The organism is Curtobacterium sp. AC272 (assembly GCF_979258155.1).
Map to the genome: position 1 here is coordinate 260,667 of NZ_OZ409838.1, position 26,570 is coordinate 287,236.

A 26,570-nucleotide genomic window follows, 5' to 3' on the forward strand; every position below is an offset into this window, starting at 1 on the left:
ACCGCGGGGCCCGTGTGGGCTTCCCACACGAAACCCCGCGTGACATTGTCGGTTCCCTACCGGCGAGGGGTGATCCGGCGACGACCCGTGGCCGATTCTGACATCGCACCGAGGATCAGGGCCGACTGCACGATCAGGGCGTCCCGAGCGTGCGTGGCGTCCCACCCGATGATGTCCGCGACGCGGCGCAGACGGTAGCGGACGGTGTTCGGGTGCACGAAGAGCTCGCGCGCCGTGGCCTCGAGCGACCGCCCGGTGTCCAGGTAGCACCACAGGGTCTGCAGGAGCTCGGTGGACTGGTCCTTGAGCGGCACGTAGATGCGCTGCACCAGGGCGGACCGGGCGAGCGGGTCGCCGGCCAGGGCGCGTTCGGGCAGCAGGTCGTCGGCCAGCGCCGGACGGGGGACCCCGCGCCATGCCCGCGCGACGGCGAATCCGGCGAGGGCCGCCTTCGCGCTGGTCGAGGCGTCGACGACCCCGGGGACCTCGTTGCCGAGCACCAGGTGGCCCTCGCCGAACAGCGGCTCGAGCGCCTGCGCGATCGCCGTGAACGAGACCGGGTCCTCACCCTCGGGCACGTCGTCCCGCGGGGTCGAGCGCCCGATGACCACGACGAGCCGCGAGCCCTGCACGCCGACGAGCACGTCGGCGTCCATGTGGCGGGCGGTGCGGCGGACCTGGTCGACCTCGAGCTGCTTCGGTGCCGTGCCGACGAGCACCGCGACCTCGCCGTGCCCGTGCCACCCGAGAGCCGCGATGCGGGACGGCAGCTCGTCGTCGTACTCGCCCGACAGGATCGAGTCGACCACGAGCGCCTCGAGTCGGGCGTCCCACAGCCCGCGGGCCTCGGCCGCCCGGGCGTAGACGTCCGCCGCCGCGAACGCGATGTCCCGCGAGTACTTCAGGATCGCTTCCTGCAGCATCTCGTCGTCGGCAGCGCGTTCCTCGACCACCGTGACGACCACGCGGATGAGCTGCAGGGTCTGCTGCAGGCTCACCGAGCGCAGCAGCTCACGCGGGGCTGAGCCGAAGACGTCGGCCGCGGCGATCCACGGCGTCGACGCGGTGCCCTCGAGCCAGCTGATGAATGAAGTGATGCCCGCCTGGGCGACGAGGCCCACGGCGGAGCGGCGCCCCGGCGGCATCTCGCTGTACCAGGGGAGGGTGTCCTCGAGCCGCTTGATCGTGGCGGTGGAGAGTTCTCCGGACACCTGACGGAGCCAGGAGAGCGCCCGCTCGCGCGCGCTCTCCTGGCTCTGGGTCTCGACAGGCCCTCGGTGTCCGGCTGGACGGGTGTCACCTGCTGATCAGCTCTCGCCGCCCGCGCTGCCCGTGGTCCCAGCGGTCACGTCGTGCAGGCGGTACTTGTCGATCGCCTGCTGGACGAGTGCGCCGTCGACCTTGCCCTGGCGGGCGAGCTGCTGCAGCGTCCGCACGACGACCGAGGGGCCGTCGATGTGGAAGAAGCGGCGAGCGGCCGGACGGGTGTCCGAGAAGCCGAAGCCGTCGGCGCCGAGCGTGGCGTAGTCGGTCGGCACGAACGGGCGGATCTGCTCCTGCACCTGGTGCATGAAGTCGCTGACGGCGACGACCGGCCCCTCGGTGGCGAGCAGGCGCTCGGTGACGTACGGCGTGCGCGGCGACTCGTTCGGGTTGAGGAACGCGTGCTGCTCCGCGTCGAGACCGTCGCGGTACAGCTCACCCCAGCTCGTGACGCTCCAGACGTCGGCAGAGACGCCCCAGTCCTCGGCGAGCAGCTGCTGGGCCTCGAGGATCCACGGCACGGCCACACCGGACGCGAGCAGCTGGGCCTTCGGGCCGTCGTGCTCGCTCGGCTTGAGGAGGTACATGCCCTTGACGATCCCGTCGACGTCGACGCCCTCGGGCTCGGCCGGCTGGACGATCGGCTCGTTGTACACCGTCAGGTAGTACATGACGTTCGGGTCGCTGTGCTTCGGCGAGCCGTCCTCGTTCGTGCCGTACATCCGGTCGAGGCCGGCCTGCACGATGTGCCCGATCTCGTACCCGTACGCGGGGTCGTACGACACCACGGCCGGGTTTGTCGTCGCGAGGAGCAGCGAGTGGCCGTCGGCGTGCTGCAGGCCCTCACCCGTCAGGGTGGTGCGACCGGCGGTGGCGCCGATCATGAAGCCACGGGTCATCTGGTCGCCCGCCGCCCAGATCGCGTCACCCGTGCGCTGGAACCCGAACATCGAGTAGAAGACGTAGACCGGGATGAGCGGTTCGCCCTGCGTCGAGTACGAGGTGCCCACCGCGGTGAACGCCGCCAGGGCGCCCGCCTCGTTGATGCCGACGTGGATGATCTGGCCCTGCGGGCTCTCCTTGTAGGCCAGGAGGAGCTCGCGGTCGACCGAGGTGTAGTGCTGGCCGTTCGGGTTGTAGATCTTCGCCGACGGGAAGTAGGCGTCCATGCCGAACGTGCGTGCCTCGTCCGGGATGATCGGGACGACGCGGTCGCCGAAGTCCGGGGAGCGGAGCAGGTCCTTCAGCAGTCGGGCGAACGCCATGGTGGTGGCGATCTCCTGCTTGCCGGAGCCCTTCTTCACGACCTGGTACTTCGAGTCCTCGGGCAGGGTGATCGAGGTGTACTTCGTGCGACGCTCCGGCACGTAGCCGCCGAGCGCCTGACGACGCTCGTGCATGTACTGGATCGCCTCGTCGTCGTTGCCCGGGTGGTAGTACGGCGGCGTGTAGGGGTTCTCTTCGAGCTGCGCGTCGGTGACCGGGATGCGCATCTCGTCACGGAACTGCTTGAGGTTGTCGAGCGTGAGCTTCTTCATCTGGTGGGTCGCGTTGCGGCCCTCGAAGCTCGGGCCGAGGCCGTAGCCCTTGACCGTCTTCGCCAGGATCACCGTGGGCTGGCCCTTGTGCTCGGTCGCGGCCTTGAACGCGGCGTAGACCTTGCGGTAGTCGTGGCCACCGCGCTTGAGGTTCCAGACCTGGTCGTCGCTGTAGCCCTCGATGAGCTCGAGCGCCTTCGGGTCGCGCCCGAAGAAGTTCTCGCGGACGTACGCGCCGTTCTCGGCCTTGTACGTCTGGTAGTCGCCGTCCGGCGTCTGGTTCATCAGGTTGAGCAGCGCGCCCTCGGTGTCGCGGGCGAGCAGGTCGTCCCACTCACGCCCCCAGACGACCTTGATGACGTTCCAGCCCGCACCGCGGAAGAACGCCTCGAGCTCCTGGATGATCTTGCCGTTGCCGCGCACCGGACCGTCGAGCCGCTGCAGGTTGCAGTTGATCACGAAGTTCAGGTTGTCGAGGCCGTCGTTCGCGGCGACCTGGAGCTGTCCGCGCGACTCGACCTCGTCCATCTCGCCGTCGCCGAGGAACGCCCAGACCTGCTGGTCGGAGGCGTCCTTGATGCCACGGTTGGTGAGGTACTTCGCCTGCTGCGCCTGGTAGATCGCGTTGATCGGGCCGATGCCCATCGACACGGTCGGGAACTGCCAGAAGTGCGGCATGAGCCGCGGGTGCGGGTACGACGACAGGCCGCCGCCGGCGTGGGACTTCTCCTGACGGAACCCGTCGAGCTGGTCCTCGCCGAGACGTCCTTCCATGTAGGCGCGGGCGTACATGCCGGGGAGGCGTGGCCCTGGAAGAACACCTGGTCGCCGCCGGACGCGTGGTCCTGCGCACGGAAGAAGTGGTTGTAGCCGACCTCGTACAGCGCGGCGCTCGACGCGTACGTCGAGATGTGGCCGCCGACGCTGATGCCCGGACGCTGCGCACGGTGCACCGTGATGGCCGCGTTCCAGCGGATCCACCGGCGGTACCGGCGCTCCAGTTCCTCGTCGCCGGGGAACTCGGGTTCGTTCTCCGGCGCGATGGTGTTCACGTAGTCCGTCGTCGGGACCATCGGCACACCGAGGTGCAGTTCCTTGGACCGCTTGAGCAGGCTCAGCATGATCTCGCGACCGCGCTGGTGTCCGTGGGTCTGGACCAATCCGTCGAGGGACTCACGCCATTCGGCGGTCTCCTGCGGGTCCTGGTCGTTCGCCCCGGTGCTGTACGGGTCCTGGTCGTTCACCGTCACCCTTGACCTCGTTCGTTCTCGTGGTGGTGGACATGGTGGCTCCGGTGGTCGGGTCACGACCGGATGGGGCCCCGTCCACTCTAGGCCCCAGCACCGACGGTGATGCTGATGGTGCGGTGCACGTGGCGGGTGCTTGCATTCGGGTGCGGTCGGCGTAGCATGGCCGACCGTGCACACGCGACCCGCGTGCGCACGGACCCGACGGGTACACCCCACACCCGAGGAAGAAGCACACGTCCCGATGGCTCTCGAGATCGGCTCTCTCGCGCCGGACTTCGAGCTCCCGAACCAGTTCGGTGAGCACGTCCGACTCAGCGACTTCCGCGGCAACCGCCCGGTCGCACTCGTCTTCTTCCCGCTCGCGTTCTCGTCGAACTGCACGAACGAGCTCTGCGCCCTGCAGGACAACGTCGCGATGTTCCAGGACCAGCGCGTCGAGCTCATCGGCATCTCGGTCGACTCCAAGGCGACGCTCCGCTCCTTCGCCGAGCTCAACGGCTACGACTTCGAGCTCCTCGCCGACTTCTGGCCGCACGGCGCGGTCTCGAAGGAGTACGGCGTCTTCCTCGAGCACAAGGGCTTCGCCACCCGCGCGACCTTCGTCATCGACGTGCAGGGCCGGATCAAGGCCTCGATCATCACCGAGCCCGGCCTGCAGCGCGACGTCGCCGAGTACAAGGCCGCGCTCGACCGCCTCGCCGCCTGCACCGCACCCGTCCCGGTCGGCTAGCGTTCCGAATCCCTCCTGCGACGCATCCGCGTCGGCAGCGGACAGGAGGCCCGGTGCACGCCATCGACGCGGACGCACGTGACCGTGTGGTCACCACCGAGGCCTACGCCCCCTACCCGGTGTCGCCCACGCCCGCCACGTGGCACCTCCGGCGTACCGAGGTCCTGATGCCCGCTGGAGCCGTCGTGGTGCACCACCGCCCGGGTCCCGATCCGCTCCTGCTGTTGCACGGCGTCGCGGGCTCCTGGTCGACCTGGACCCCGCTGCTGACCGCGGCGCACGGCGTCGGTGCCCGTGGCCTCGTGCTCGTCGACCTGCCGGGATGGGGATCGTCGCCGGCGCCGAGCGGTGCGTTCGACCTCGACGACGTGACCGTGTCGCTGGTGGCGGTGCTGGATGCACTCGGGATCACGACGGTGGACGTCGTCGGGCACTCGATGGGGGCCTTCGTCGGCATGCACCTGGCGGTCGTCGCGCCCCGGCTCGTGCGCTCGGTGGCCCTGGTGTCCGGCACGACCGTCGCAACCGCGGACGCCGCACGGCACCCGCTCCGAGGGCTCCGGACGCTGCCGTCGTTCACCCTGCTGCGTGCGGGCCTGTCGATCACCGGCGAGGCCGCGCGGCCGATGCTCCGGGCGCTGTCCCGCGTCGGGCTGCTGCCGCTGCTCGCCGCACCCGTCTTCACGCACGTGCGACGCCTCGACCGCAGCGTGCTCGACGCCTTCGTCCAGGAACTCCGGCCGACCCGGTTCACCGACGCGGCGCGGACCGCTGCGGGCTACGACCTCGGCCGCTGGCGGGGATCACCTGCCCGGTCACCGCGATCGCCGGGCGCGACGACGTGTTCGCGCGCGTCTCGGACCTCGAGGCCCTGCGGGAGCTCGTGCCGCAGGTCCGCACGGTGCTGCTCGACGACTGCGGGCACTTCGCGCACGTCGAGCACCCGCACGCCGTGGCGCGCGAGCTCGGACTCGCCTGATCCCTGCGGACGGTCAGGCGGGGACGGGGAACGTCGCCGCGACCCGGGAACGCACCTCGGCGCGCACGGCGCGACGCATCACGGGGAGAACAGCGAGTGGTCGCCGTCCTCGACCCGCACGATCGACACCGAACCGCGCCGACCGACACCGCCGTAGCGGCGCAGGGCCTTCTGCCCGCCGAGCCGGTCGAACAGCGCGGCGTCCTCCGGGGCGGCGATCACCACGACGTCGGTGCCGTGCTCCACGAGCGGTCGGACGTGCTCGACGACGCCGCCGACCCGGTCCCGCCGGGCGATCCACGCACGCAGGCCCTTCGGCACGACGGCGTTGTACCGCCGACGGACCCACAGCCGACGTGCCGAGGGGGCGTCGACGGCGCGGACGGCGTCCTCGTAGCTGCCCGGTGCCGCCGGCTGTCGGCGGTAGTCGTTCGGGCTGATCTCGACGACCAGACGCGGAGCTTCGTCCGCCGACCGACCGGCGAGCCACGCGCCGGCGCACATGCCGACGAGCACCAGGCGGTCCGAGGGGGTACCGAGGTCGGCGACGACGGCGGACTGGTCCTCCACCCACTCCTGGGCGAAGAGGAAGCTGCGTTCGTCCTCGCGCACGCTGGTGCTCTCGCCGGTGGCACGGCGGTCGACCCGGACGACGCGGGCGCCGTCACGGGCGAGCGCGCGGGCGAGGTCGACCTGGTAGTCGGTCGCACCGACCCGGTGTTCGGCGGCGCCGTTGTGCAGGACGACGAGCGGCGCGTCGTGGTGCTGGGCGGACGACACGGTCTCGACGGCGAACAACGCGTCGGGGCCGAGGTGGACGATGCGCTCCGACACGCGGCCGTCGACGTCCAGGACCTCGTCGAGCACGGGCGGCACCACCTGCGCCGCAGCGGTCGGCGCCCAGGCGTCGAGCCAGGCGACGGCTCGGTCGACCGCGGCTCCGGGGATCCGGGCGTGGATGCTCGTGCCGTCGAGCAACTCGGCGCTGCCGGGCACCTCGACGGTCTCGACGGGTCCGAGGGCCTTCGGCGCGCGGGTCTCGGGCCGCACCAGCGCCACGGTCGGACCGGTGCGCGGCGCGAAGGCGAGGGCGGAGAGCGCCGTCGCCTCGTCGGGTTCGACCTCGATGCCGATCAGGCTCTCGACGCCGTCGACGATCCGCTCGCTGCCGATCGTGATCGTCGCGAGGGCACGTTGCCGACGGAGCCAGCCCCGACCGGACGCCGGGGCGTCCCAGACGAGCAGGGCGTCGGTGTCCTCGGCGGCGGCCGCGGCGACGAGGGCTGCGGAGGCGAGTCCGACGAACGCCACGTGCTGCACTCCCGACGTGCGGAGCACGGCGGCCGCGTGGCGTGCGGACCGGACCTGCGCGTCGGGGTCGGTGTCGGGTGCGCCGTCACCACGTCCGGACGGGTCGTAGCGCACCGAGGCGATGCCACGGGCCTCCAGGCGGTCTGCGAGCAGGCGGAGCGTGCGGTACGCGATCACGCCCTCCTGACCCAGTGGCGGGCAGACGACGACGCCGGCCCGCGCCGCGGGCGGCAGCTGCACGGCGGCGCGGACGGCCGGCGAACCGGACCATCCGTGCAGCGTCGTCACAGCTCGAGTGCCGCGCGGACCGACGCCGGCCAGGCGTCGACGTCCGTGCCGTGTGCGGCGAACAGGGCGATGGTGATGCGCTCCAGGCCGAAGGCGACGCAGGCGCTGTGGGCGACCTCGCCGTCGGCGGTGCGGAGGCCGAACGAGGTGCCGAAGTGGTCCTCGTGCAGGTTCGCCGAGCTGATCGCCGTGGTCGGGTGGTCGTCGCCGTAGACGGGCGTGACGAACTCGAACTTGAGCGCCTGCTCGACCTGGTTGCGGGCGAGCATCTGCCCGACGCGGCCGAAGAACGGGTCGTTGGCGGGGACGACGTCGATCTCGAGCCCGAACGACTCGAGCAGCTCACGCATCACCGGGATCCGGCCGTCGCGGTGCTGCTGGGCCGACGCCGGCGTGCCGATGTGCACGAACTCGTGCATGTGGAAGGCCTGCAGGCGCATCGGGTCGAGCGACGGCTCGCGGCGGAAGGAGTCGCCGACGATGTCGAAGAAGCGGCCCTCCTGCGGGATCGTGTCGCCGACCAGGCCGTACACCGGGTGGCAGACCGCGGGGGTGAGCATGAGGTCGGCGGGCTCGAGGAAGCCCTCCCAGCGCTCACCGCGCTCGCGGGCGGCGAGCAGTGCACGGTGGGTGCGGTCGTCGCCGGTGAACCCGGAGATCGACGCGGCGAGGTCCGGGAACGACGCGATGTAGTCGGTGCGCTCGAACGCGGCGAGCGGCTCGACCGGCGGGAAGCGCAGCACCTCGGCGTCGAGGTCCTGCTGGCTGCGCACGGCCGCGGCGTCGACCGCCGTGTACACACGCTCGAACACGCCGGTGCGGCCGTACAGCCCGGGGGAGCCGAGGTCGATGAGCACACGGTCGGCGAGCAGGCGGGCACGGAGTGCGGCGCGGGCGGCGTCGAGGTCCGGAGCGATGGGGCTGGTCGTGCTGGTCGTGCTGGTGGTGGGGTCCGTGATGGTCACAGGATCACTCCCGTCATGAGGGCCAGGTCGGCGTCGTTCTTGAGGAGACGGTCGTTGCTCACCATGACGGCGGCACCGTGGGCGTCTCGGAGGTGTCGGGCGATGCTCATCGGCCCCGAGGCCGCGTAGCCCGCGATCCCGACGATCCGCATGGCCTTCGTGACGATGTCGGTGACGCGCTCGGACGCCCCGATCTTCAGGGCGTTCGCGGCGAGGGCGTAGGCACTCGAGGCGAGCACCTCGGGGTCGTCGGCCGCGGCGTCGAACCGCTCGGCGGCGTGCCGGACGGAGTCGGCGAGGCCCTGCAGGTCGACCAGGAGCTCGGCGAGGCGGAGTGCTCCGGGCGGGGTCGTCCCGATCGCGGCGCGCGCCTGCTTGCGGACGGCCGTCCGGGCGCGCTCGCTCGCCGAGGCCGCGATGCCGAGCCACACCGAGGCCCACAGCACGTGCGACACCGGCAGGACCGTCTGCGCCGAGATCGCGGCGTAGTCGTCGCGGAACACCCGGTCGACGGTGGTCTCGGTGTCGAGGACCCAGCCGTTGCTGCAGGTCCCGCGCAGCCCCATGGTGTCCCAGGTGGAGGTCTGCGACAGCACCATCGAGTCGGTCCGGCAGATGAGCAGCCGCTGGTCGGAGGCCGGGGCATCCGGGTCGCGGCGGGCGGTGACGAACACCGCGTCGGCCTCGGTGGCGTACGAGATCACCGGCGCGTCCTTGCGCAGGCGGATCCGGCCGTCGTCGGTGGCCTCGATGGAGCACGTGGAACGGCGGGCGTCGCCGCCGACCCCGCGCTCCGTGGTCGCCGAGGCGACGAGCGCGCCGTCGCGGACCGCTGCGATCGTCTCGAGCACGCCGGCACCGTCGCCGCCGTGTCGCCAGAGCGCCATCACCTGGCCCTGGTGCATCGCGAAGACCATCCCGGTGGCGGCACAGGCACGCCCGAGCTCGGTGGCGATCGCGGAGAGCTCGGACACCGAGGCGCCCTCGCCACCGTGCTCGGCGGGGACGGCAGCGGCGAGCAGACCGTACTCGCGCATCGCTGCGATGGCCTCGCGCGGCGGACGGGCGTCGCGGTCGACCTCGTCCGCGAACTGCGCGGCGACCGCGGCGACGGCGGCGGCACGCTCGGCGAACCGGTCGACGACCGCGGTCGCCGCCATGGTCAGGGTCACGAGGCGAGTTCCGCAGCGGCCACGATCGACTCGACGGTGGCGAAGGTGGACCGGTTCAGGACCGAGTCGGGGAACTCGACGTCGAGCTCGGACTCGACGGCGAGCATGACGTTCACCGTGGCGTGCGACGACAGCCCGAGCGCGTACAGGTCGGCGATCGACGCGACGTCCTGCGCGTCGACGGTCAGGCGCCCGTGGTCGGCGAGGGCACGGCGGACGGCCTGCTCGATCGCCGGGTCGGCGAGCGTCGCGGTCGTGGTCGCCGTCGGTGCGGTCGTGCTGGAGAGCTGTGGTTCCTGGTCCATGACGGCAACGATAAGGAAGACCGGGCCTCGGGAAACCGCCGTGCGGGTGCGCGAAACCGCACGGCGTCCGACGCCCCTGTGCGGTGGTACAGGGTGGGGCGGGGCCGGGCGGGTCGGCGCGACTCGGAACGACGAAGTCGACGTCGTACGACATCGAGATCGTCGTTCCGAGTCGGCGGTGCCGGCGGTGGAGCTGCCGGTGCGCCCCGTCAGCGGTCGGACAGTGCGACCGCCGTCGCGACCGCGAGCCCCGCTCGTGCGCGAGCGACACCGCGATCGGGCCGCACCCGACCGACTCGGCCAGCGCGGCGGCGGCCCCGGTCAGCTCGACCGTCGGCGCCCCGTGGTCGTCGAGGACGATCGCCACGTCGCGCAGCGGGATCGCCTGGTCCGGTGCGGGGCGGAGGAGCTTCACCACCGCTTCCTTGCCCGCGAACCGTGCGGCCAGACGCTCCGGGTCGTCGCCCGCGTCGGTGCGCTCCCGCACGGTGAAGAGCCGGTCCAGGTACCGCTCACCGTGGGAGGAGATGCCCGCCACGACGTCCTCGACCGCAGCGAGGTCGGTGCCGGTCCGGATCGTGCCCATGGCAGCAGGCTACGCAGGTCGCGGCGACCCCGCATGCCCGCAGCGGCATGGGCGTCGGAGGGGTTCGTATGATCGGTGCCAGAGACCACCGAGGGGGAACCGATGGCATCACCGTGGACCGGCATCATCGAGGACGCGCGACACTACCCGTCGCCGCACAACTCGCAACCGATCGTCGTGCGCGTCGAGGACGACCGCACCGCGACCGTGTTCTACGACCTGCGACGGGGGCTGCCGGCAGAGTCCTTCGGCATCCCGTTCGGGCACGTCTGCGCGGGGGTGTTCCTGGCCGGGCTCGAGGTCGTCGCCCGGGCGCACGGCTTCTCCGTGCAGGAGCGGCTCGACCACGCCGAGATGGACTTCGGCCGACTGGACGCCGCGTCCGGCGCGGCCGACGAGCACCTGCACCGGCTGGGCACGGTGCGCCTGCGTCCGCGGGCGGTCACCGCGGACGACCGGGAGGCCCTGGCCCGCTTCCTCGCGCGGCGCACGTCACGCAGGCCGTACGACGCCAGCCTGGTGGACGACGCCGCGATCGAGGCCGCGTCCGCCATCGCGTCGGCAGCCGGGCAGCGCTTCCGCACCACGTCCGACCGGGCGACCGTCGACGAGATCGTGCGGGTGAACCAGGAGACGCTGTTCGACGACCTGCAGCACGACGCCGTGCACGACGAGATCCTGCACTGGCTGCGGTTCTCGAAGCGGCAGGCGGCGACGACCGGTGACGGCCTGTCGGCCGAGACGATGCTCATGCCCGGCCCGGTGCTCCGGTTCGCCATGGAGCACCGCGGGCTGTGGGAAGCACCCGGCGTCGGCGGGGTCTTCAAACGCGTGTACCTGTCGACGATGCGCGGCGTCCGGCAGCTCGGTTGGCTCGAAGGACCGTTCCGGACGCCGGCCGAGTACGTCGAGGCCGGTCGCGTGTTCATGCGGATCTGGCTCGAGTTCACCGCGCGGGGGATCGCCCTGCACCCGTTCGGCACCGTGATCACGAACCCGCGGTCACACGCGGCCTTCGTCGAGCAGGCCGGCGTCGACGAGTCCGACGGCCGGATGGCGTGGATGCTGTTCCGCTTCGGGCACAGCGCTCCACCGCCCCTGGCACACCGCAGACCCGCGGCCGCGATGACGCTCGGGGGTGCACGGTGAAGCGCGCGGCGGTCTTCACCGTCGTGTGGGTCGTCGAGACCTTCGTGGCGCTGTTCATGCCGCGCGTCGGCACGCACAAGCTCCTGCTCACGCCGGGCATCGAGCCGCTCCGCTGGACCCTCGGACGCTGGCGTGCCTGGCGGACGGTGGAGCGGGCTGCGAAGCGGGTGCCTGCGTACGGGGCGTTCCTGGCGGAGGCGGGGCGGGCCTCCCGTCTGGACACGCGTGGCGGGATCGCCGCAGCGATCTCGGGGCTGCCCGAGATGGACAAGGAGTCGTACGTCAAGCGGTGGAGCATCCCGGAGCGCTGCGTGGACGGACGGCTGCCACGGCGCGGGGTAGTGGTCGACGAGTCGAGCGGGTCGAGCGGCACGCCGACCAGCTGGGTGCGGGGTCCCGACGAACGGCAGGCCACACGGCAGCTGCTGCAGCTCGGGTTCTCGCGCACTGCGAAGGACCTGCCGAAGCAACCGTTCGTCCTCAACGCGTTCTCGCTCGGGGCGTGGGCCACCGGCATGAACGTGACGGCGTCGCTCACCGAGTCGTCGATGATCAAGTCGATCGGGCCGGACCGCGACAAGATCGTGCAGACGATGCGCGAGTTCGGCACCGACTTCACGTACATCATCTGCAGCTACCCGCCGTTCCTGAAGGCGCTGTTCGAGGACGACCGGCTCGACTGGAGCGAGTACACGATCGTCGCGGCGTTCGGTGGCGAGGGCATCAGCGAGAACATGCGCGCCCACATCGAGCAGTACGCGCAGGCCGTCCTCGGGTCGTACGGAGCGAGCGACCTCGAGATCAACCTCGGCATCGAGACGCCGTTCAGCGTGCAGCTGCGTCGGGCGATCGCGGCGTCGCCCGAGCTGTCCGCCGCGCTGACGAAGCAGGCCGAGTACGGCGTGCTGCCGATGGTGTTCCAGTTCAACCCGTTCGGGTACCTGATCGAGACGAACGAACTCGGCGAACTCGTCGTCACGATCACCCGATCCGAGAACATCAGCCCGCGGATCCGCTACAACATCCACGACCGCGGGCACGTCGTGCGGATGCGGTCACTGCGGCAGACGCTCCGCGCACACGGCTTCGACGAGCTCGCCGACGCCGCCGAGCTCGACCTGCCGCTGCTGTTCCACTACGGCCGGTCCGACCTGTCCGTCGACTACAACGGCGCGGTCGTCGCACCCGACGTCGTGCGCGACGTGGTCTACGGCGACGCGGAGCTGCTCGAGGCCGTCGAGAACCACCGGCTCATCAGCTACGAGGACGACCGGGGCGACCGCCAGCTGCACATCGCGTTCCAGCTCGCTGCGGGCGCCGGGTCCTTCGACTCGGACGCGGCGCGCCCCGCGGTCATCGCCGAACTGCGGCGGCTGAACAAGGACTTCTCGAACGCGATCCGCACTGCGCCGCCCGGCACGCTGCCGACGGTGGCGTTCTACCCGTACCGGACGGGGCCGTTCCGTGACGACGGTCGGAAGCTCAAGAACGAGTACGTGTGGCAGTTGCCGGCCGGATCGGTGGAGCAGTGGGAGCTCGACCTGGCGTGGGTCGCGCCGAAGGAGGCGTGAGCGGGGCGCCGTGCGGGGCGGCGCGCCGCGCGCGGGCGGGTGCGCCGTGCGCCGGCTGGGCGCGCCGTGCGCGGGCTGGGCGCGCCGTGCGCGGGCTGGGCGCGCCGCGCGGGGGCGGGCCGGTGCTCGCTAGCCGTACTGCGGCGGCCAGTCGAAGGGGGCCGGCAGGCGCGGGACCTCGCCGATCGTCGTGACGATCAGGACGACCTCGCGCCGGTTCGTCAGCTCGATGGAGCGTGGGTTGCCGATCGTCCGGCGCCCGTCCACCCACACCGTGAGCTCACCGCGCAGGCCGCCGACGTGTTCCGGACCGAGCGAGACGCCCCACTCGTCGAAGAACTGACCGAGCGTGAACGTCTGCTCGGTGGGGGACTCGACGTGCACGATGCCCGAGGTGTCGTGCGTGTGGATCTCGGCGGCGAACTTCCCCCGGTCCGAGTGCCCGATGTTGGCCGGGACCGTCACCGGGCTGTCGCCGTCGAGGATCGTCAGGTGGGTGTGGACGTGCTCGGCGAGCCGCTCGCCCCACACGTTCCGGAGGCCCGCAGCGTCGGCGCGGGCGGACAGGTCGGTCGGCCGCGGCCAGGGCGGGGCGTCGCGCGACGTCCCCGCTCCCGGGGCGGCACAGCCCGACAGCAGCAGGAGTGCGGCCACCGCGACCGCGACGACGCGGGTCCTCACCAGCGGTCGTGGACCGTGGCGCGGAACCACGTGTCGTAGAGGTCGCGCACCGTGGCGTCCAGGCCGTCGATCTCCGGCAGGTCGCCGGCCGCCGCGTTCGACCGAGCCTGCTCCGGGTTGCGGGCACCGGGGATCGCCGCGGTCACGCCGTCCTGCGCGATGACCCAGGCGAGCGCCGCCTGCGGCACCGAGACGGCGTCCGGCAGTGACGCTGCGAAGGTCTGCGCCGCGCGCACGCCGTCGTCGTAGTCCACACCGCTGAACGTCTCGCCCTGGTCGAAGGCCTCGCCGTGGCGGTTGTAGTTGCGGTGGTCGCCCTCGGCGAACGACGTCTCCGTCGTGTACTTGCCGGACAGCAACCCCGACGCCAACGGGACGCGCGCGAGGATGCCGACCCCGGCCTCCCGGGCTGCCGGCAGCACGCGGTCGAGCGGCTTGAGCCGGAACGCGTTGAGGATGATCTGGACGCTCGCGACGCCGGGCCGGGCGATCGCGGCCAACGCCTGGTCGGCCGTCTCGACGCTGACGCCGTAGGCGGCGACCGAGCCGTCCGCGACCAGCGCGTCGAGGGCGTCGTACACGGCGTCGTCGCCGATGACCTCGGACGGCGGGCAGTGCAGCTGCACCAGGTCGAGCGTGTCCTGCCGCAGGTTCGTGCGGGAACGGTCGACCCACTCGCGGAAGTTCGCTGCGACGTAGTTCGCCGGGACCTGCTCGGCGCGGCGCCCCATCTTCGTCGTGACCGTCAACGGCACGTCGGGGTTCGACGCGCGCCAGGACCCGATGAGCTGCTCGCTGCGACCGTCTCCGTAGACGTCGGCGGTGTCGAAGAGGGTGACGCCGGACTCGACCGAGGCGTCCATCACGGCGTTCGCGTCCGCTTCGCTCACCGGGCCCCAGTCACCGCCGAACTGCCACGTCCCGAGACCGATGGGGGAGACTTCGCGGCCGGTGCGACCGAGGGTGCGACTCTGCATGCCGCCGAGCGTAGTCAGTGGGTTCCGGCGGTCGCTCAGCCGATGGTTTCGCGCGGTCGCTCAGCCGATCGTGGAGACGCCGCGGCGGAGCAGCGCACGGGCCGCTCGAGCGCGGGGATGACCCACACCGCCGCCCACAGGACCATGCCGGCCCAGAGCAGGATCAACATCGTCGTGATGAGGGCGTCGTGCTGGTCACGCATCGACCACGTCATCGCGATCCACAGCGTGCCGAGGACGACCTTGCCCCAGCCGGCTCCTTCGCGGTCGGCCTGCGCCTGGACGAGCGGGATCCACAGCTCCGCCGGCACGCCGTACGGCACCTGACCGTCGGCGATCCACTCGCGGACCGCGACCGAACGCTCGTACCCGCCCTCGGCACGCCAAGCGCGGAGCTGCAGGTACACGGCGATCGCGGCACCTGCCGCCGCGGACGGGATGCCGACGGAGACCAGGACGGTGGTGGTCGCCTCGGTCCACGACGACAGCACGAGCATGACGAGGACGACCGCGAACGCGGCACCCGTCACCCCGGAGCCGAGGAGCCGCAGCCGCCCGGATTCGTCGAGGACACCGGCACCGTTCACGAGGGAGAGGGTACGCGCCGTTGCTGCCCGCCCGTCCTCCTTCGGTCGGTGCTGCCCCGAGGTTCCGAGATCTCGAGGGACGCGGCCGACAGGGTGCGAGCGGACAGGCCCGGGTCAGCTGTGCGCCAGGAGCCAGCACATGCCAGCGGCGGCGAAGGCCATCGCCCAGCTCACCAGGCTGCCGATCAGGAAGTACTCCGCCTGGTAGCCGGTCGTCTCGCGCCGGATCTCGGGGAACCGGACGATGCCCTTGGCCGCGATCAGTGCAGCGACCACCGGGAAGGCCCCCGCCACCGCGAACCCGGCCAGCAGCAGTCGTTCGATCGGGCCGATCAGGCGACCGCCCTTGAGGCTCACCGTGCTGTCCCCGGACTGTTCGGCGTCGGCGTCGGAGCGTCGGCGTCGCCCGAACCGGCGTCGGAGGTCGTCGGCCTCGGCGCCCGTGACGGCTCCGCGCTGCAGTCCCGGCGGGAGTGCCTGGGCGACGACCACGTTCGCGGAGTCGACGAGGAACAGCGCCGAGCCGACACCGCCCACGACGGCGGCGAGCGGAACGGCGTCGACGAACGCCAGGCCTGAGCCGTCGTGCCAGTCGACCACGAAGCCCGTGGCGTCGGGCAGTGGCCCCCAGAGGAGCAGCACGGCGACGGCGACGGCGAGCAGGACCGCGGGCCAGGACCCGGACCGCCGCAGCCACCCCCGGGTCGTCGGCGCGTCACGGTCGTCGTCGGCGGTCCCGGCACCGGCTCGGACCGGCGCCGTCGCGGCGATCCACGCCGCCGCGAGCACCACCGTGACGAGGACACTCCACACGGGGACTCCGAGACCGAGCCGTGCCACGGCGGACACCCCGGCCCACAGCACGACGACCGCGATGGTGGTCAGCGTGCGCTGCTGGTGCGCGTCGGCACCGGTGCGGGCCCGGACGACGTCGCCCAGACCGATGAGTGCGAGGAGGATCCCGGCGAGCATCAGCGTTCCTGTCCCACGAGGACCCGGAGGCCCTCGACGATCGCGGCCACGCCCGACTTCTGCACCGACTGGGACACCGCTGACGGGGTGATCCCCTCGGTCGCGGCGATCTGCGCCTGGGTCCGGCTCTGGACGAGGCCGAGCGCGATGCGTCTTGCCCGGGGCGTCAGGCGGGCCAGGACGTGGTCGCGGCTGAGGAAGTAGGCGTTCACGAGTCGCTCCTCGGTGCCGTGGCGATCGTCGGACGCGTGGAACCACGACCGGAGGAAGGACGTCCGGCCGTCTTCACGGCGGTGCGTCTCGTTGATGGCGTCGCGGGCGGACCACCAGGCCGGGCCGTCCTGGAGCGGACCGCTCGTGCCGGACCCCACCGTCCGCACCGTCCCGCGACCCATCCCGAGCCGGACCTGCACCGTCGGTGGCAGCGCGAGCATCGCGGCGGTGCTGGCGACGAGCGCGTCGGTGAGCGTGGCGTAGATCACCTGGAACTCGTCGCCGACGGTCGCGTGCACCGGGTCCACCGGGGTGACGTCGGTCGTCTCGCGGAACGCCTGCTCGACGTCGCGCTGTGCGGCGTGGCGGTCGTCGAGCGTGCGTGAGTCGACGAGGTCGAGGATCACGGCGTAGACGGACTCGTCAGACATGGGTTAAGTGTAAGGCTTACTATCGGCGAAATGAAGCCGAGCGCTGAACTGGCCATCGGCCGGGCTGTCCAGCGCAACGATACGGGGGATCGACCTCTAGGATCGTGTCGCGGGCTCTTAGCTCAGTTGGTAGAGCACTTCGTTTACACCGAAGTGGTCGGCGGTTCGAGCCCGCCAGAGCCCACCGCACACGCGATCACGGGGGGTCCGATGAACAGCCGACGACACGAGCCGGTCCGACAGCACTCCGTCGACTACTTGCCGGGAACGAGTGGGAACCCGGTCGCGCCGTTCCAGCGCGACCACCAGCCCGGACAGGGCCCGATCCGGCACGACTGGGTGTACCTCGTCCCGATCGGCGCGGTCCTGATCGGCGGGGTCATCGCGTTCTTCGTGTGGGGGAACTGACCTCGTGAACGGTCGACCCGGGTTCGTCCGCCTGTTCGCTGGAGTGATCGGTGCGGTGATCGTGTCGGCCGTCGCCCTCACCGGCTGCTCGGACGGTGATGCCGCACCACGTGCATCGCCGAGTGCGCACTCAACCGGAGCGTCGACGACGCCGCGGCCGAACCCGACGACCGACGCGGCAGACTACTTCTCGATCCTGCGGCAGCCGGTCACCGCCGCGGACGCGCTGCCCGAGGAGGACCAGACGACGGCTGCTGCCGACATGGTCCCGGACAGTGCACGGTTCGCGGTCGAGCGCGACGGCACGAAGTACTGGATCGCTGCCGTCGCCGACGGCGGAGCGTGCCTGATCGCACGGAACGATGACCCCGACAGTGTCGACAACTACGCGGTGTGCGCCGGCGGGCAGGATCTCAAGCCGGCATCGGTCATCACGAGCATGATCGACGAGCAGGAGCACCAGACCCTCCTGGTGTCCGACGGCTACACCAGTGGCGGACCGGACCCGTTCCAGGAGCTCGCCCCCAACGTCTGGGTGTCGGCGCCCGGCGACTGACCCACACCGCGATCACGATGCGACGCGGTGCGACGAGGTCGTTGTCGAACGACGTCGACCTCGTCGTTGCGCATCGGGTCAGCGCCGACCAGCCCCTCAGCTCCTGCGTCAGCCGCCCACCACGTGCGGGTACTCGTCCGACCGCCCCTGGAATGCGAGGATCGCCGGGTTGCGCACGTGGCCGTCCTCGATCTCGACGGCGCGTCGGATCGTGTCCGAGTCGGCCCACGCAGCCGCGCCCGCCATCACCGGCCGGAGGAACGGCATGAGCGCCTCGCTGATCTCCCACGTCGTCGAGTTCCAGAGCAGCGACGGACTGTGGTCGACGGCGTAGTAGTTCGTGCTCTCGCCGACGGTGGTCATCGGTTCCGCGAAGGTCGTCGCCTGCGCCCACTCGAACCCCATCCCCACGTCGATCGAGACGTCGACGATGAGGCTGCCCGGTCGGAACACGCCCAGGTCCTCGGTGCGCAGGTACGTGAGCGGGGCGTTCGGGTCCTGGAGTGTGCAGTTCACGACGATGTCGTTCTCGGCCAGGTACGGCGCCAGCGGCACCGGACCGTCCTCGGTCTTCACCGCGTTGACGCTGGGGTCGTGGTCGTCCTGGCTGATCTGCAGCATGTCGACGGAGGGGATCGGCGAGCCCACGGCGGCGATGTCGCGGTTGGTCAGGACGCGGACGTCGTGGATCCCGTGGGCGTTCAGCGCGGTGACGGCACCGCGGGCGGTCGCCCCGAAGCCGATCACGACCGCGGTGAGGCGGCGGCCGTAGTCCCCGGTGGAACCACAGAGCTGCAGGGCGTGGATGACCGAGCAGTAGCCCGCGAGCTCGTTGTTCTTGTGGAACACGTGCAGGCTGAACCCGCCGTCCGACCGCCAGTGGTTCATCGACTCCCACGCGATGAGGCTCAGGCGCTTGTCGATCGCGACCTGGGTGAGGGCGGGGTCCTGCACGCAGTGCGGCCAGCCCCAGAGGACCTGTCCGTCCCGCAGGTCCTCGAGGTCGGACACCTGGGGTTTGGGCAGCAGGACGACGTCCGACGCGGCGATGAGCGCGTCTCGGTCCGCCACGGCGCCGACGAGGGGTTCGAGTTGGTCGTCCGTGACGCCGAAGCGGCGACCGTACCCGCGTTCCAGGATGATGTTCGCGCGCAGGTCGGGGTCGATGCGCTCGAAGTGGGCGGGGTGGATCGGGAGGCGGCGTTCGTCGGGTTTCCGCGACTCGGCCAGCACCCCGAGGTGCAGCAGCGGCGATGCTGCCGGTGTTTGGGTCATGGTGCACTCTACGGCCGCTTGCCGCCGCCGAGCGGCCGAGTGGCCGAGCCGCTGAGCCGCCGAGCCGCCGGGCGGCCGAGCCGCCGAGCCGCCGGGCGGCCGAGCGGCCGAGCGGCCAAGTCACCCGCGGCGGTCGGCGAGCGCCGTGAGCACCAGGGCCTCCATGTCGGGGCCGTCCTGGGCCCCGTGGTCGATCAACAGTCCGTGCATCCCGGCGGCCCGGGCCGCCTCCACGTCGTGCGCGACACTGTCCCCGACGAACAAACAGCCGCTCGGCTCGACGCCGAGTTCGGCGGACAGGGTCTCGAATGCTCGACGGTCCGGCTTCTGCACGCCGATCCGCTCCGAGGTGCACACGACGTCGACCGCGTCGAGCAGGCCGGTCCGGCGCAGTTTGTCGACCTGCTGCGTCTCGGTGCCGTTCGTCAGCACGCCGATGCGGTACCCCTGCACACGGAGCGTCCGCAGCAGCGGCAGGCTCCCCGGGTACGCGCGCCACGATGCCTCGTAGTGGTGCCGGAACGCCTCGAAGAGCTCGTCGAGCCTGCGGTCGTCGGCGGGGATCGGCACGCCGAGCGCGGGCAGGACGACCCGCAGCCGTTCGCGTCGCTGCTCCTCGAAGCTGATCTGCCCGGCTCGCCACCGCTCGAACTGCTCGCTCTCGGCGGCGAACCATCGGCCGATGGCGGACGCCGAGACCGGGATGCCGAGTGACTCGAGGAACCGGGCGGCACCGGTGGTCGCTGCGCCACGGTGGTCGAACAGCGTCCCGTCGAGGTCGAACCCGACCGCTCGCAGATGCGCCATGTCCTCAGCGTAGGGACGGCGACCTCGCCGACCTGACGTGCTGCGGTTCTCCGCACGATGTGGGCCGGCCCGTCGGAGCTCGGCCAGGATGCACTGGGAGGCGTCGTCCTGCCGGAAGAGGAGTCACCCCATGCGGGTCTTGAGCTACGTCCTGCTCATCGTGCTGATCACGGCGCTCACCCTCGGGGGCACCCTGCTGGCGGTGTTCGAACTCAGCGACGTTTCGGACGTCCTGATCATCGCGGTGAGCGTCAGCATCCCGCTGTTCGTCGTCGGACCTGCGGTGGTCGGGTCGTTGGCGGGCTACTGGGACCACCGGTCGTCCGCGGACAGTTCCCGGTACCTGCGGTGGTGGCTGCTGGGCGTGGTCGCCGTGGACGTGGCGGGTGCGGTGGTCATCGTGCTCGCGTCGGTCTCGGCCGGCGCGCCGGTCTGGGTGCCGGTCGTGCTGATCGGGGGAGCGGCGGTGCTGCTGGTGATCGCGCGGCCACTCGGTGCGCTGTTCCGGCGCACGGAGCCGTCGCCGTCGGCGTACCCGGTCGGCTACCGGTTCGGACCGGCCGAACTCCGCCACACGATCGTGGTGATCGCGGTGACCTTCGGCGTGTCCATCGTCGTCGTGACGATCGGCGTGGTGGTCCTGGCCGCCTTCACCGGGGACGACCCCGTTGGACTCACCCAGGCGGCCTTCCTCGCCGGCCAGCTGGTCTTCACTGCGACCGCGTTCGCGGCCCTGCTCCAGTCGCTGCCGTTGAACGGGCTCTTGCGGGCGTCCGCCGGCCACGACCTCGGTCGACTCCGTCGCTTCGCGAAGATCGTGGCCCGCGGCGCGGACCTGCCGCTCGACCCGGCTGAGCAGGTCGGCGCCGTCCGGTACGCCACGGTGGTCCCACTCGCGCTGCGGTTCCAGCTCGCGTACATCGGGCTGCTCTACACAGCGCTCGCGTTCCAGATGGTGTCGACGTGGATCCGCGGCGACCTCGGGACCCTGCCGCCGGTGTTCCTCGTGCTCATGGTGGCGGTGCTCGTCTGGGTCGTCCCGCTGACGCTCCGCCGGATCCGCCGTGCGACGGCCTACGCCGCGCGGCACGCGGACCTGGTCGACATCGACCAGACTTGATCCGTGTCCCAGACGATCCACTTCCACCAGAAGCACCACGACGCCGTCCAGCGCGGCGAGAAGGTCACGACGGTGCGCTGGCACGAGGACGTCCGCACCGGCCCCGCGGTGTTCGTCTTCGACGAGCACCCTCGGCGACGCCGTTGACCGGCCAGGTCACCGAGGTGACCGACCACCGCCTGGCGGAGCTCACCCTCGGGCGGCGCACCAGCCGGCCGACACCGACATGGTCGACTTCGCCGGGCAGCTGCGCGCCAACTACTACCCGGACATGCCGGACGACGCGGTGGTCCAGGTCGCGGTCATCGCGCTCGACGCGACGCCGTCTGCGTGACGTCCGTCAGGGCGGTGGACGGGACGACCTGACGGACGGGAGGCGCGGTGCGGGCCCGCCCCGCGCCTCCCGTCCGCCCGTCGGCCCCGCCCAGGGCACGCGGTCCGGCAGCGCACGGGTCACCGGTGCAGCGTGGCCTTCGGGTACTCGCCGTAGCGGCTCGTGTACTCCGCCGAGAACCGGCCGAGGTGGGCGAACCCCCAGCTGCGGGCGACCTCGCTCACCGAGGTGGTCGCGGTGTCGAGTCGCAGCAGGTCGCCCCGGACGCGCTGGAGCCGGACGGACCGGACGTAGGCCGACGGCGGCATCCCGAACAGCCGCTGGAACGACTCCTGCACGGCACGGACGCTCAAGCCGGACACCGCGGCGAGGTCCGACACGGCGATGGGTTCCGCCGCGTGCTCGTGCACGTGGTCGACCGCTCGCCGGATCCGGGCGTTCCGCGGTGCCCACAGGGCGCTCGACGGTTCGGCGGCCTTCGGCGGGTACAGGGCGAGGAAGGCGACGGCGACGGCCCGGGTGGCGTCCGACCACGCGGTGGAGGCCACGCCCTGCGCCGCGAGGACCCGACGAGCGGACTCGAGGACCTGCCGCCAGCGCACGACGGCGTCCGCTGCGGGGACCGCGCGCTCGTCGAGGTGCAGGCCGCCGGAGGGCAGGCCGTGGCGCTCCTCGGCGACGGACCGCACGAACGCGCGGGTGAGGTGCACCATGACGGCGTCGTGGTTGCTGGCCTCGACCACGGCGCGTCGTTCGGTGGGCATCAGCGCCGGCACGCCGTTGTCGACCGGCCCGCCGCCGCGCAGGAGGTCGAGCGTGACGACGCCGCCGAGCACCAGGACGACGACGTACGCGTCGTCGGGGGCCACGGTGCCGCGGACGTAGCCGCGCATCTGCGACCGGCGGAGCGTCACGTTGCCGTCACCGACGGCCAGGTACCGGAACGAGTACGCCCCGGTGGTCGGACGGGTCTGCCAGGAGGTGCCCGTGACGAGGCCCGGCAACTGCTCGAGGGCCTGCTCGGGCGAGGACGCCGAGGCCTCCAGGCGGACCGGAGCAACCGCGGTCACGGTGGTCTGCTCGGTGGTGTTCGCGGATGACGTCTCGTCGACGGATTGCTGCGGCACGGTGAATATCCCTGATCGTCTCGAGGAACACAGGAGTTCCGGCGACCGGGGTCCGGGGCAGCTGCCGCAAAGCTACGTCGGTCCTGCTCCGGGCACAAGAGCGGTGATCATGCTCCTGTCCCGCGCGGTGCGCGCTCTCCTACGTTCCGTGACGAATCACTGCGTCCCGTTACGTCGACGCTCGTGCGCGTCGCCCGCTCGTGTTTGCATCGCTCCACTGACGAGGGAGTGTTGCATGACGCACGTCGAACGCACCGCCCGCGCGGCCACGGTGCCGTTGCGGATCGCGGTGTTCTCGCACGGCACCGAGGCGCCGCCGGCGACCCGGGCCTACCGCGAGGAGCTCGAGCTGTTCACCGCGGCGGAACGCCTCGGGTACGACGGGGCCTGGGTCCGCCAGTTCCACTTCCGACACGACGACGCACCGGCGCGCGGCGGACTGCCGTCACCGTTCGTGTTCTTCGCGGCCCTCGCCGAGCGGACGTCCACCCTGCGCCTCGGGCTCGGAGCGGTCACGCTGCCGCACGAGGACCCGGTCCGGGTCGCGGAGGACGCTGCCGTCCTCGACGCGATCAGCGACGGACGCGTGGAACTCGGCGTCGCGAACGGTGGCGGCCCGGAGACCCTCGACGTCTTCGCGCCCGGTCTGGTCGGGGCCGACCACGACACCCGTCGTGACGCGTTCGACGAGCAGCTCGCACGGCTGCTCGACGCGCTGCGTGGTGCGTCACTCGGCACGGGGACCGCACGCCTGAACCCGGACGGCAGCGGGCTGCTCGACCGGATCTGGGACGCCACGCTCAGCGCCGAGAGCGCCGCCATCGCCGCCCGTCGGGGGCACGGGGTGCTGATCGGCACCACGCAGACCGTGCCGGCCGAGGTCACCGCGGACGCCTACTACGCCGCGCTGCCGGACGACGCTGTTCCCCGGGTCGCACTCTCGACGGCGATCTACCCGGCCCCGGACCGCGACACCGCGCTGCGCGAGGCGCGTGCGGGCATCGAGGCGAAGTACGCGTGGGGCGAGTCGTTCCTGCCGCCGGCGACGACCCTGGCCGAGAAGGCCGCGTCGCTCAACCTGCACTACGGCACGGCCGACGACATCGCCGAGTCGATCGCGTCGAAGCCGTACTCCCGGTACACGACGCAGCTCAACGTGCAGGTCGACGACGGCTACTCCGACGTCGGTGCACGGACGGACGCCCTCGCGCTGTTCGCCGAACAGGTGGCCCCGCAGCTCGGCGCCGTCCTGGCCCACGAGGCGGTGACGGCATGACCCGCGACGGCGGCCTGGTGCTCGGCGGGATGGTCTTCTACCCCGGCGGCGAGCACGTCACGAGCTGGCGCCTGCCGGGCAGCGAACCGGACGCCTACCTGGACGTCGAGTACTACGTCCGGTTCGCGCAGACGCTCGAGCGCGGTGGGTTCGCGACGCTGTTCATCGCCGACGAGCTGTACGTCTGGGACCGCTTCGCGTCGGGCATCGACCACGCCGTGAACATCCGCACCGAGCCCTTCACCCTGCTCGGTGCCCTGTCGCAGCGGACCGAGCACATCGGGCTCGCCGCGACGGTCTCGACCACCTACAACGAGCCGTACCACGTGGCCCGGAAGCTGGCGTCGATCGACCACCTGAGCGAGGGCCGGGCCGCCTGGAACCTCGTGACGAGCGCCTCGGACGAAGAGGCCTGGAACTTCGGTCGCGACGCGAACCTCGACCACGCCGTCCGCTACCGCCGGGGTGCCGAGTTCGTCGACGTCGTGCAGGGCCTCTGGGACAGCTGGGACGACGACGCGTTCCTGTACGACCAGGAGTCCGGGTACTTCGCGAAGCGCGACGGACTGCACGTGCTCGACCACGAGGGCGAGTTCTTCCGCGTACGCGGGCCGCTCAACATCGCCCGGCCGCCGCAGGCCCACCCGGTGCTGTTCCAGGCCGGGGCGTCCGAGGCCGGCCGTGCGCTGGCCGGTGCGAAGGCCGAGGGCGTCTTCACCCTCTGGCAGGACGACCTCGCCGACGCACAGGCCCTGTACGCCGACTACAAGCGCCGCGCCGTCGAGCACGGACGTGACGCGTCGTCGATGCTGATCCTGCCGGCGGTGTCGCCGGTGATCGGCGACACCGAGGCCGACGCGCTGCGGCAGCTCGACGAGATCGAGGAGCTGACACCGGACCGCGTCTCGCTCGACCTGCTGTCCCACTACCTGCAGACCGACCTGTCCGACCGGCCGCTCGACGCACCGTTCGAGCACGTCTTCGACGAGACGGCGATCAACCAGTCGAAGTCCGTCTACGAGTCGATCCGCCGCATCGCTGCCGAGGCCACCACGCTGCGCGAGGTCTACCGGACGATCCTGCGCCGTCGGTTCCTGCCGGGCACGCCCGAGCAGATCGCCGACTGGCTGACCGAGCGCTACGAGCAGGACGCCGCCGACGGCTACATGCTCGCGTTCTCGTCGATCCCGGTGAGCGTCGACCGGTTCGTCGACCAGGTGGTGCCGGAGCTCGAACGTCGTGGCGTGTACGACCGCGCGTACCGCGGCGACACCCTGCGGGAGCACCTCGGGCTGGCGCGACCGGCGAGCCGGTACGACGGTTCGGCAGCCGCGCCCGCGCCAGCGGCTGTCGACCAGGAGGCGTCCGCGTGAGCGACCGCATCCTGCTGGGCGCCTTCGCCTTCCACCCGGGAGGCGCGCACGTCACCGGGTGGCGGCACCCGTCCTCGCGTCCCGCCGAGCACCTGAGCATCCGGCACCACCGGCACATCGCGCAGACCGCCGAGCGCGGGGTGTTCGACACGCTCTTCCTCGCCGACGGCCTGTACTTCTGGGACCGGTACCCGTCGGGCGTCGACCACTACGGTGCGCTGCGGCCGAACCGTTCACGCTGCTCGCCGCGCTGTCCCAGGTGACGTCGCGGATCGGCCTCGCCGCGACCGTGTCGACGACGTACAACGAGCCGTACCACGTGGCCAGGACCCTCGCCTCGCTCGACCACCTCAGCGGTGGGCGAGCCGCGTGGAACCTCGTCACGAGTCGTTACGACGAAGAGGCCCGCAACTTCGGTGGTGACGCCCACATCGACCACTCCCGGCGGTACGAGCGCGGTCGCGAGTTCGTCGACGTCGTGAACGGTCTGCTGGACAGCTGGGACGACGACGCGATCGTGGCCGACCCGGCGTCCGGGGTCTTCGCGCGCCGCGACGGCCTGCACCGTCTCGACCACGAGGGCGAGTTCTTCCGGGTGCGCGGGCCGCTGAACACCGCCAGGCCGCCGCAGGGCCACCCGCTGCTGTTCCAGGCCGGCGGGTCCGAGTCCGGGCTGGAACTCGCCGCGGACACGGCCGACGCGGTGTTCACCCGTGGTGGCTCCACCGCGGACGTCCGACGCTTCGTCGACGACCTGCGCGCCCGCACCGTCCGGCACGGCCGCTCCGCCGACGCGGTGAAGATCATGCCGTCGGTGATGCCGGTCGTGGGGGAGACCGCCGCCGACGCCCGAGCGGAGGCGGACGCGATCCTCGCCCTGACGCCGGACGCCCTCATCCTCGAGGACGTGTCGCACCAGATCGGGCAGGACCTGTCCGGCCGCGACGTCGACGTGCCGTTCGACTACGCCGAGGAGTTCGACACCTCGAACGAGACCCGCTCGCCGAAGCCCGCGGTCGAACGGCTGCTCGCCGACGGCCCGGCGACGCCCCGCGACGTCTACGCGTGGTCGTACCGCCGGAGCCTGCTGACGGGCACCGGACCGGAGATCGCCGACCGGTTCGAGGAGCTCGCCGACGACGGTGGCGCCGACGGCTTCATCGTGCAGTTCCCGTACCTGCCCGGCGGGATCGACCGGTTCGTCGACCACGTCGTGCCGGAACTGCAGCGCCGCGGCCGGACCGCCACGGCGTACGACGACCTCACCCTGCGCGAGCGCTTCGGCCACCCCCGGGTGCCGGACCGCGCGCACCGCTGACCGCTCCA

General features: G+C 71.7%; 25 protein-coding genes, 1 tRNA gene and 2 pseudogenes. 13 read left to right on the plus strand and 15 right to left on the minus strand.

What is annotated here, in order from left to right:
* Positions 1-56: 56 nt before the first annotated feature.
* On the minus strand, positions 57-1,211 hold the full coding sequence (locus tag ACZZ0J_RS01330) for a PucR family transcriptional regulator (RefSeq protein WP_463434285.1): 1,155 nt from the start codon (positions 1,209-1,211) through the stop codon (positions 57-59).
* Between the two features lie 96 nt (positions 1,212-1,307).
* Positions 1,308-4,051, minus strand: a pseudogene (gene aceE / locus ACZZ0J_RS01335) (pyruvate dehydrogenase (acetyl-transferring), homodimeric type).
* A gap of 241 nt (positions 4,052-4,292) precedes the next feature.
* On the opposite strand from aceE, the gene ACZZ0J_RS01340 reads away from it, so the two are divergent.
* Both ACZZ0J_RS01340 and ACZZ0J_RS01345 read left to right on the plus strand, forming a co-directional pair.
* The gene (locus ACZZ0J_RS01340; protein ID WP_111085695.1) at positions 4,293-4,781 is read left to right on the plus strand and encodes a peroxiredoxin; all 489 of its coding nucleotides are present in this window, start codon (positions 4,293-4,295) and stop codon (positions 4,779-4,781) included.
* 53 nt (positions 4,782-4,834) lie between these two features.
* Entirely contained in the window at positions 4,835-5,917 is a 1,083-nt protein-coding gene (locus ACZZ0J_RS01345) for an alpha/beta fold hydrolase (RefSeq protein WP_463434288.1), read from the plus strand.
* Here the strand turns inward: ACZZ0J_RS01345 and ACZZ0J_RS01350 are convergent.
* The 5 genes and pseudogenes from ACZZ0J_RS01350 to ACZZ0J_RS01370 form a co-directional block, all read right to left on the minus strand.
* The gene (locus ACZZ0J_RS01350) at positions 5,839-7,359 is read right to left on the minus strand and encodes a hypothetical protein (RefSeq protein ID WP_463434290.1); all 1,521 of its coding nucleotides are present in this window, start codon (positions 7,357-7,359) and stop codon (positions 5,839-5,841) included. The genes ACZZ0J_RS01345 and ACZZ0J_RS01350 overlap by 79 nt on opposite strands.
* A complete protein-coding gene (locus ACZZ0J_RS01355) occupies positions 7,356-8,324 on the minus strand; it encodes an amino acid--[acyl-carrier-protein] ligase (protein WP_463434292.1) in 969 nt (322 codons plus the stop codon). Before ACZZ0J_RS01355 ends, ACZZ0J_RS01350 begins: the two co-directional genes overlap by 4 nt.
* The gene (locus ACZZ0J_RS01360) at positions 8,321-9,496 is read right to left on the minus strand and encodes an acyl-CoA dehydrogenase family protein (RefSeq protein WP_323749205.1); all 1,176 of its coding nucleotides are present in this window, start codon (positions 9,494-9,496) and stop codon (positions 8,321-8,323) included. Before ACZZ0J_RS01360 ends, ACZZ0J_RS01355 begins: the two co-directional genes overlap by 4 nt.
* Entirely contained in the window at positions 9,493-9,801 is a 309-nt protein-coding gene (locus tag ACZZ0J_RS01365) for an acyl carrier protein (RefSeq protein WP_123292585.1), read from the minus strand. Before ACZZ0J_RS01365 ends, ACZZ0J_RS01360 begins: the two co-directional genes overlap by 4 nt.
* 262 nt (positions 9,802-10,063) lie before the next feature.
* Positions 10,064-10,387 (minus strand): annotated as a pseudogene (locus tag ACZZ0J_RS01370) (holo-ACP synthase); the annotation flags it as partial.
* Between the two features lie 102 nt (positions 10,388-10,489).
* Between ACZZ0J_RS01370 and ACZZ0J_RS01375 the strand changes: the two are divergent.
* Positions 10,490-11,536, plus strand: a complete 1,047-nt coding sequence (locus ACZZ0J_RS01375; RefSeq protein WP_463434294.1) for a nitroreductase family protein — start codon at positions 10,490-10,492, stop codon at positions 11,534-11,536.
* Positions 11,533-13,107 carry a phenylacetate--CoA ligase family protein gene (locus ACZZ0J_RS01380; RefSeq protein ID WP_463434296.1) on the plus strand — a complete coding sequence of 525 codons (1,575 nt, stop codon included), beginning with the start codon at positions 11,533-11,535 and terminating at the stop codon, positions 13,105-13,107. Before ACZZ0J_RS01375 ends, ACZZ0J_RS01380 begins: the two co-directional genes overlap by 4 nt.
* A 129-nt stretch (positions 13,108-13,236) precedes the next feature.
* Here the strand turns inward: ACZZ0J_RS01380 and ACZZ0J_RS01385 are convergent, their stop codons facing one another.
* From ACZZ0J_RS01385 to ACZZ0J_RS01405, 5 genes are all read right to left on the minus strand, one after another.
* The gene (locus tag ACZZ0J_RS01385; RefSeq protein ID WP_463434298.1) at positions 13,237-13,788 is read right to left on the minus strand and encodes a hypothetical protein; all 552 of its coding nucleotides are present in this window, start codon (positions 13,786-13,788) and stop codon (positions 13,237-13,239) included.
* Positions 13,785-14,765, minus strand: a complete 981-nt coding sequence (locus ACZZ0J_RS01390) for an aldo/keto reductase (protein WP_194648754.1) — start codon at positions 14,763-14,765, stop codon at positions 13,785-13,787. Before ACZZ0J_RS01390 ends, ACZZ0J_RS01385 begins: the two co-directional genes overlap by 4 nt.
* Positions 14,766-14,800: 35 nt before the next feature.
* Positions 14,801-15,352 (minus strand): hypothetical protein, encoded by a 552-nt coding sequence (locus ACZZ0J_RS01395; RefSeq protein ID WP_463434301.1) that lies wholly within the window; start codon positions 15,350-15,352, stop codon positions 14,801-14,803.
* 114 nt (positions 15,353-15,466) lie between these two features.
* Positions 15,467-16,324 carry a hypothetical protein gene (locus tag ACZZ0J_RS01400; RefSeq protein WP_463434303.1) on the minus strand — a complete coding sequence of 286 codons (858 nt, stop codon included), beginning with the start codon at positions 16,322-16,324 and terminating at the stop codon, positions 15,467-15,469.
* The gene (locus ACZZ0J_RS01405; RefSeq protein ID WP_463434305.1) at positions 16,324-16,968 is read right to left on the minus strand and encodes a SatD family protein; all 645 of its coding nucleotides are present in this window, start codon (positions 16,966-16,968) and stop codon (positions 16,324-16,326) included. Before ACZZ0J_RS01405 ends, ACZZ0J_RS01400 begins: the two co-directional genes overlap by 1 nt.
* A gap of 111 nt (positions 16,969-17,079) precedes the next feature.
* On the opposite strand from ACZZ0J_RS01405, the gene ACZZ0J_RS01410 reads away from it, so the two are divergent.
* From ACZZ0J_RS01410 to ACZZ0J_RS01420, 3 genes are all read left to right on the plus strand, one after another.
* Positions 17,080-17,152 (plus strand) — tRNA-Val (locus ACZZ0J_RS01410).
* A 26-nt stretch (positions 17,153-17,178) separates the two neighbouring features.
* The gene (locus ACZZ0J_RS01415; RefSeq protein WP_214546992.1) at positions 17,179-17,376 is read left to right on the plus strand and encodes a hypothetical protein; all 198 of its coding nucleotides are present in this window, start codon (positions 17,179-17,181) and stop codon (positions 17,374-17,376) included.
* A gap of 4 nt (positions 17,377-17,380) precedes the next feature.
* A complete protein-coding gene (locus ACZZ0J_RS01420; RefSeq protein WP_463434308.1) occupies positions 17,381-17,932 on the plus strand; it encodes a hypothetical protein in 552 nt (183 codons plus the stop codon).
* Positions 17,933-18,040: 108 nt separating this feature from the next.
* Here ACZZ0J_RS01420 and ACZZ0J_RS01425 read toward each other — a convergent pair whose 3' ends face one another.
* Positions 18,041-19,207, minus strand: coding sequence for a N(5)-(carboxyethyl)ornithine synthase (locus ACZZ0J_RS01425; RefSeq protein ID WP_463434310.1), 1,167 nt, complete (start codon positions 19,205-19,207; stop codon positions 18,041-18,043).
* Positions 19,208-19,327: 120 nt separating this feature from the next.
* Positions 19,328-20,014, minus strand: coding sequence for an HAD family hydrolase (locus tag ACZZ0J_RS01430; protein ID WP_463434312.1), 687 nt, complete (start codon positions 20,012-20,014; stop codon positions 19,328-19,330).
* A 130-nt stretch (positions 20,015-20,144) separates the two neighbouring features.
* Here ACZZ0J_RS01430 and ACZZ0J_RS01435 point away from each other — a divergent pair, with 130 nt between their 5' ends.
* Positions 20,145-21,134 (plus strand): hypothetical protein, encoded by a 990-nt coding sequence (locus ACZZ0J_RS01435; protein WP_214546999.1) that lies wholly within the window; start codon positions 20,145-20,147, stop codon positions 21,132-21,134.
* Positions 21,135-21,137: 3 nt separating this feature from the next.
* Complete coding sequence (locus ACZZ0J_RS01440) at positions 21,138-21,281, plus strand: hypothetical protein (protein ID WP_463434315.1); 144 nt, start codon at positions 21,138-21,140, stop codon at positions 21,279-21,281.
* 306 nt (positions 21,282-21,587) lie between these two features.
* Here the strand turns inward: ACZZ0J_RS01440 and ACZZ0J_RS01445 are convergent, their stop codons facing one another.
* The gene (locus ACZZ0J_RS01445; protein WP_194648764.1) at positions 21,588-22,595 is read right to left on the minus strand and encodes a helix-turn-helix transcriptional regulator; all 1,008 of its coding nucleotides are present in this window, start codon (positions 22,593-22,595) and stop codon (positions 21,588-21,590) included.
* A 235-nt stretch (positions 22,596-22,830) separates the two neighbouring features.
* On the opposite strand from ACZZ0J_RS01445, the gene ACZZ0J_RS01450 reads away from it, so the two are divergent.
* From ACZZ0J_RS01450 to ACZZ0J_RS01465, 4 genes are read left to right on the plus strand one after another with little or no spacing between them, the layout of a single operon-like run.
* Positions 22,831-23,871: an LLM class flavin-dependent oxidoreductase gene (locus ACZZ0J_RS01450; protein WP_463434318.1), complete on the plus strand. Its 1,041-nt coding sequence runs from the start codon at positions 22,831-22,833 to the stop codon at positions 23,869-23,871.
* Positions 23,868-25,244, plus strand: a complete 1,377-nt coding sequence (locus ACZZ0J_RS01455; protein ID WP_194648766.1) for an LLM class flavin-dependent oxidoreductase — start codon at positions 23,868-23,870, stop codon at positions 25,242-25,244. Before ACZZ0J_RS01450 ends, ACZZ0J_RS01455 begins: the two co-directional genes overlap by 4 nt.
* The gene (locus tag ACZZ0J_RS01460) at positions 25,241-25,507 is read left to right on the plus strand and encodes a hypothetical protein (protein WP_463434321.1); all 267 of its coding nucleotides are present in this window, start codon (positions 25,241-25,243) and stop codon (positions 25,505-25,507) included. Before ACZZ0J_RS01455 ends, ACZZ0J_RS01460 begins: the two co-directional genes overlap by 4 nt.
* Complete coding sequence (locus tag ACZZ0J_RS01465; protein ID WP_463434323.1) at positions 25,504-26,562, plus strand: NtaA/DmoA family FMN-dependent monooxygenase; 1,059 nt, start codon at positions 25,504-25,506, stop codon at positions 26,560-26,562. Before ACZZ0J_RS01460 ends, ACZZ0J_RS01465 begins: the two co-directional genes overlap by 4 nt.
* The last annotated feature ends 8 nt before the right edge of the window (positions 26,563-26,570 follow it).

What these genes read in the sequence shown, in the direction of transcription:
- ACZZ0J_RS01405 (WP_463434305.1), bottom strand. Translation starts at nt 16,968, where the DNA reads ATGTCTGACGAGTCCGTCTACGCCGTGATCCTCGACCTCGTCGACTCA.
- ACZZ0J_RS01455 (WP_194648766.1), top strand. Translation starts at nt 23,868, where the DNA reads ATGACCCGCGACGGCGGCCTGGTGCTCGGCGGGATGGTCTTCTACCCC.
- ACZZ0J_RS01430 (WP_463434312.1), bottom strand. Translation starts at nt 20,014, where the DNA reads ATGGCGCATCTGCGAGCGGTCGGGTTCGACCTCGACGGGACGCTGTTC.
- ACZZ0J_RS01365 (WP_123292585.1), bottom strand. Translation starts at nt 9,801, where the DNA reads ATGGACCAGGAACCACAGCTCTCCAGCACGACCGCACCGACGGCGACC.
- ACZZ0J_RS01390 (WP_194648754.1), bottom strand. Translation starts at nt 14,765, where the DNA reads ATGCAGAGTCGCACCCTCGGTCGCACCGGCCGCGAAGTCTCCCCCATC.
- ACZZ0J_RS01400 (WP_463434303.1), bottom strand. Translation starts at nt 16,324, where the DNA reads ATGCTCGCCGGGATCCTCCTCGCACTCATCGGTCTGGGCGACGTCGTC.
- ACZZ0J_RS01435 (WP_214546999.1), top strand. Translation starts at nt 20,145, where the DNA reads ATGCGGGTCTTGAGCTACGTCCTGCTCATCGTGCTGATCACGGCGCTC.
- ACZZ0J_RS01425 (WP_463434310.1), bottom strand. Translation starts at nt 19,207, where the DNA reads ATGACCCAAACACCGGCAGCATCGCCGCTGCTGCACCTCGGGGTGCTG.
- ACZZ0J_RS01340 (WP_111085695.1), top strand. Translation starts at nt 4,293, where the DNA reads ATGGCTCTCGAGATCGGCTCTCTCGCGCCGGACTTCGAGCTCCCGAAC.
- ACZZ0J_RS01450 (WP_463434318.1), top strand. Translation starts at nt 22,831, where the DNA reads ATGACGCACGTCGAACGCACCGCCCGCGCGGCCACGGTGCCGTTGCGG.
- ACZZ0J_RS01375 (WP_463434294.1), top strand. Translation starts at nt 10,490, where the DNA reads ATGGCATCACCGTGGACCGGCATCATCGAGGACGCGCGACACTACCCG.
- ACZZ0J_RS01415 (WP_214546992.1), top strand. Translation starts at nt 17,179, where the DNA reads ATGAACAGCCGACGACACGAGCCGGTCCGACAGCACTCCGTCGACTAC.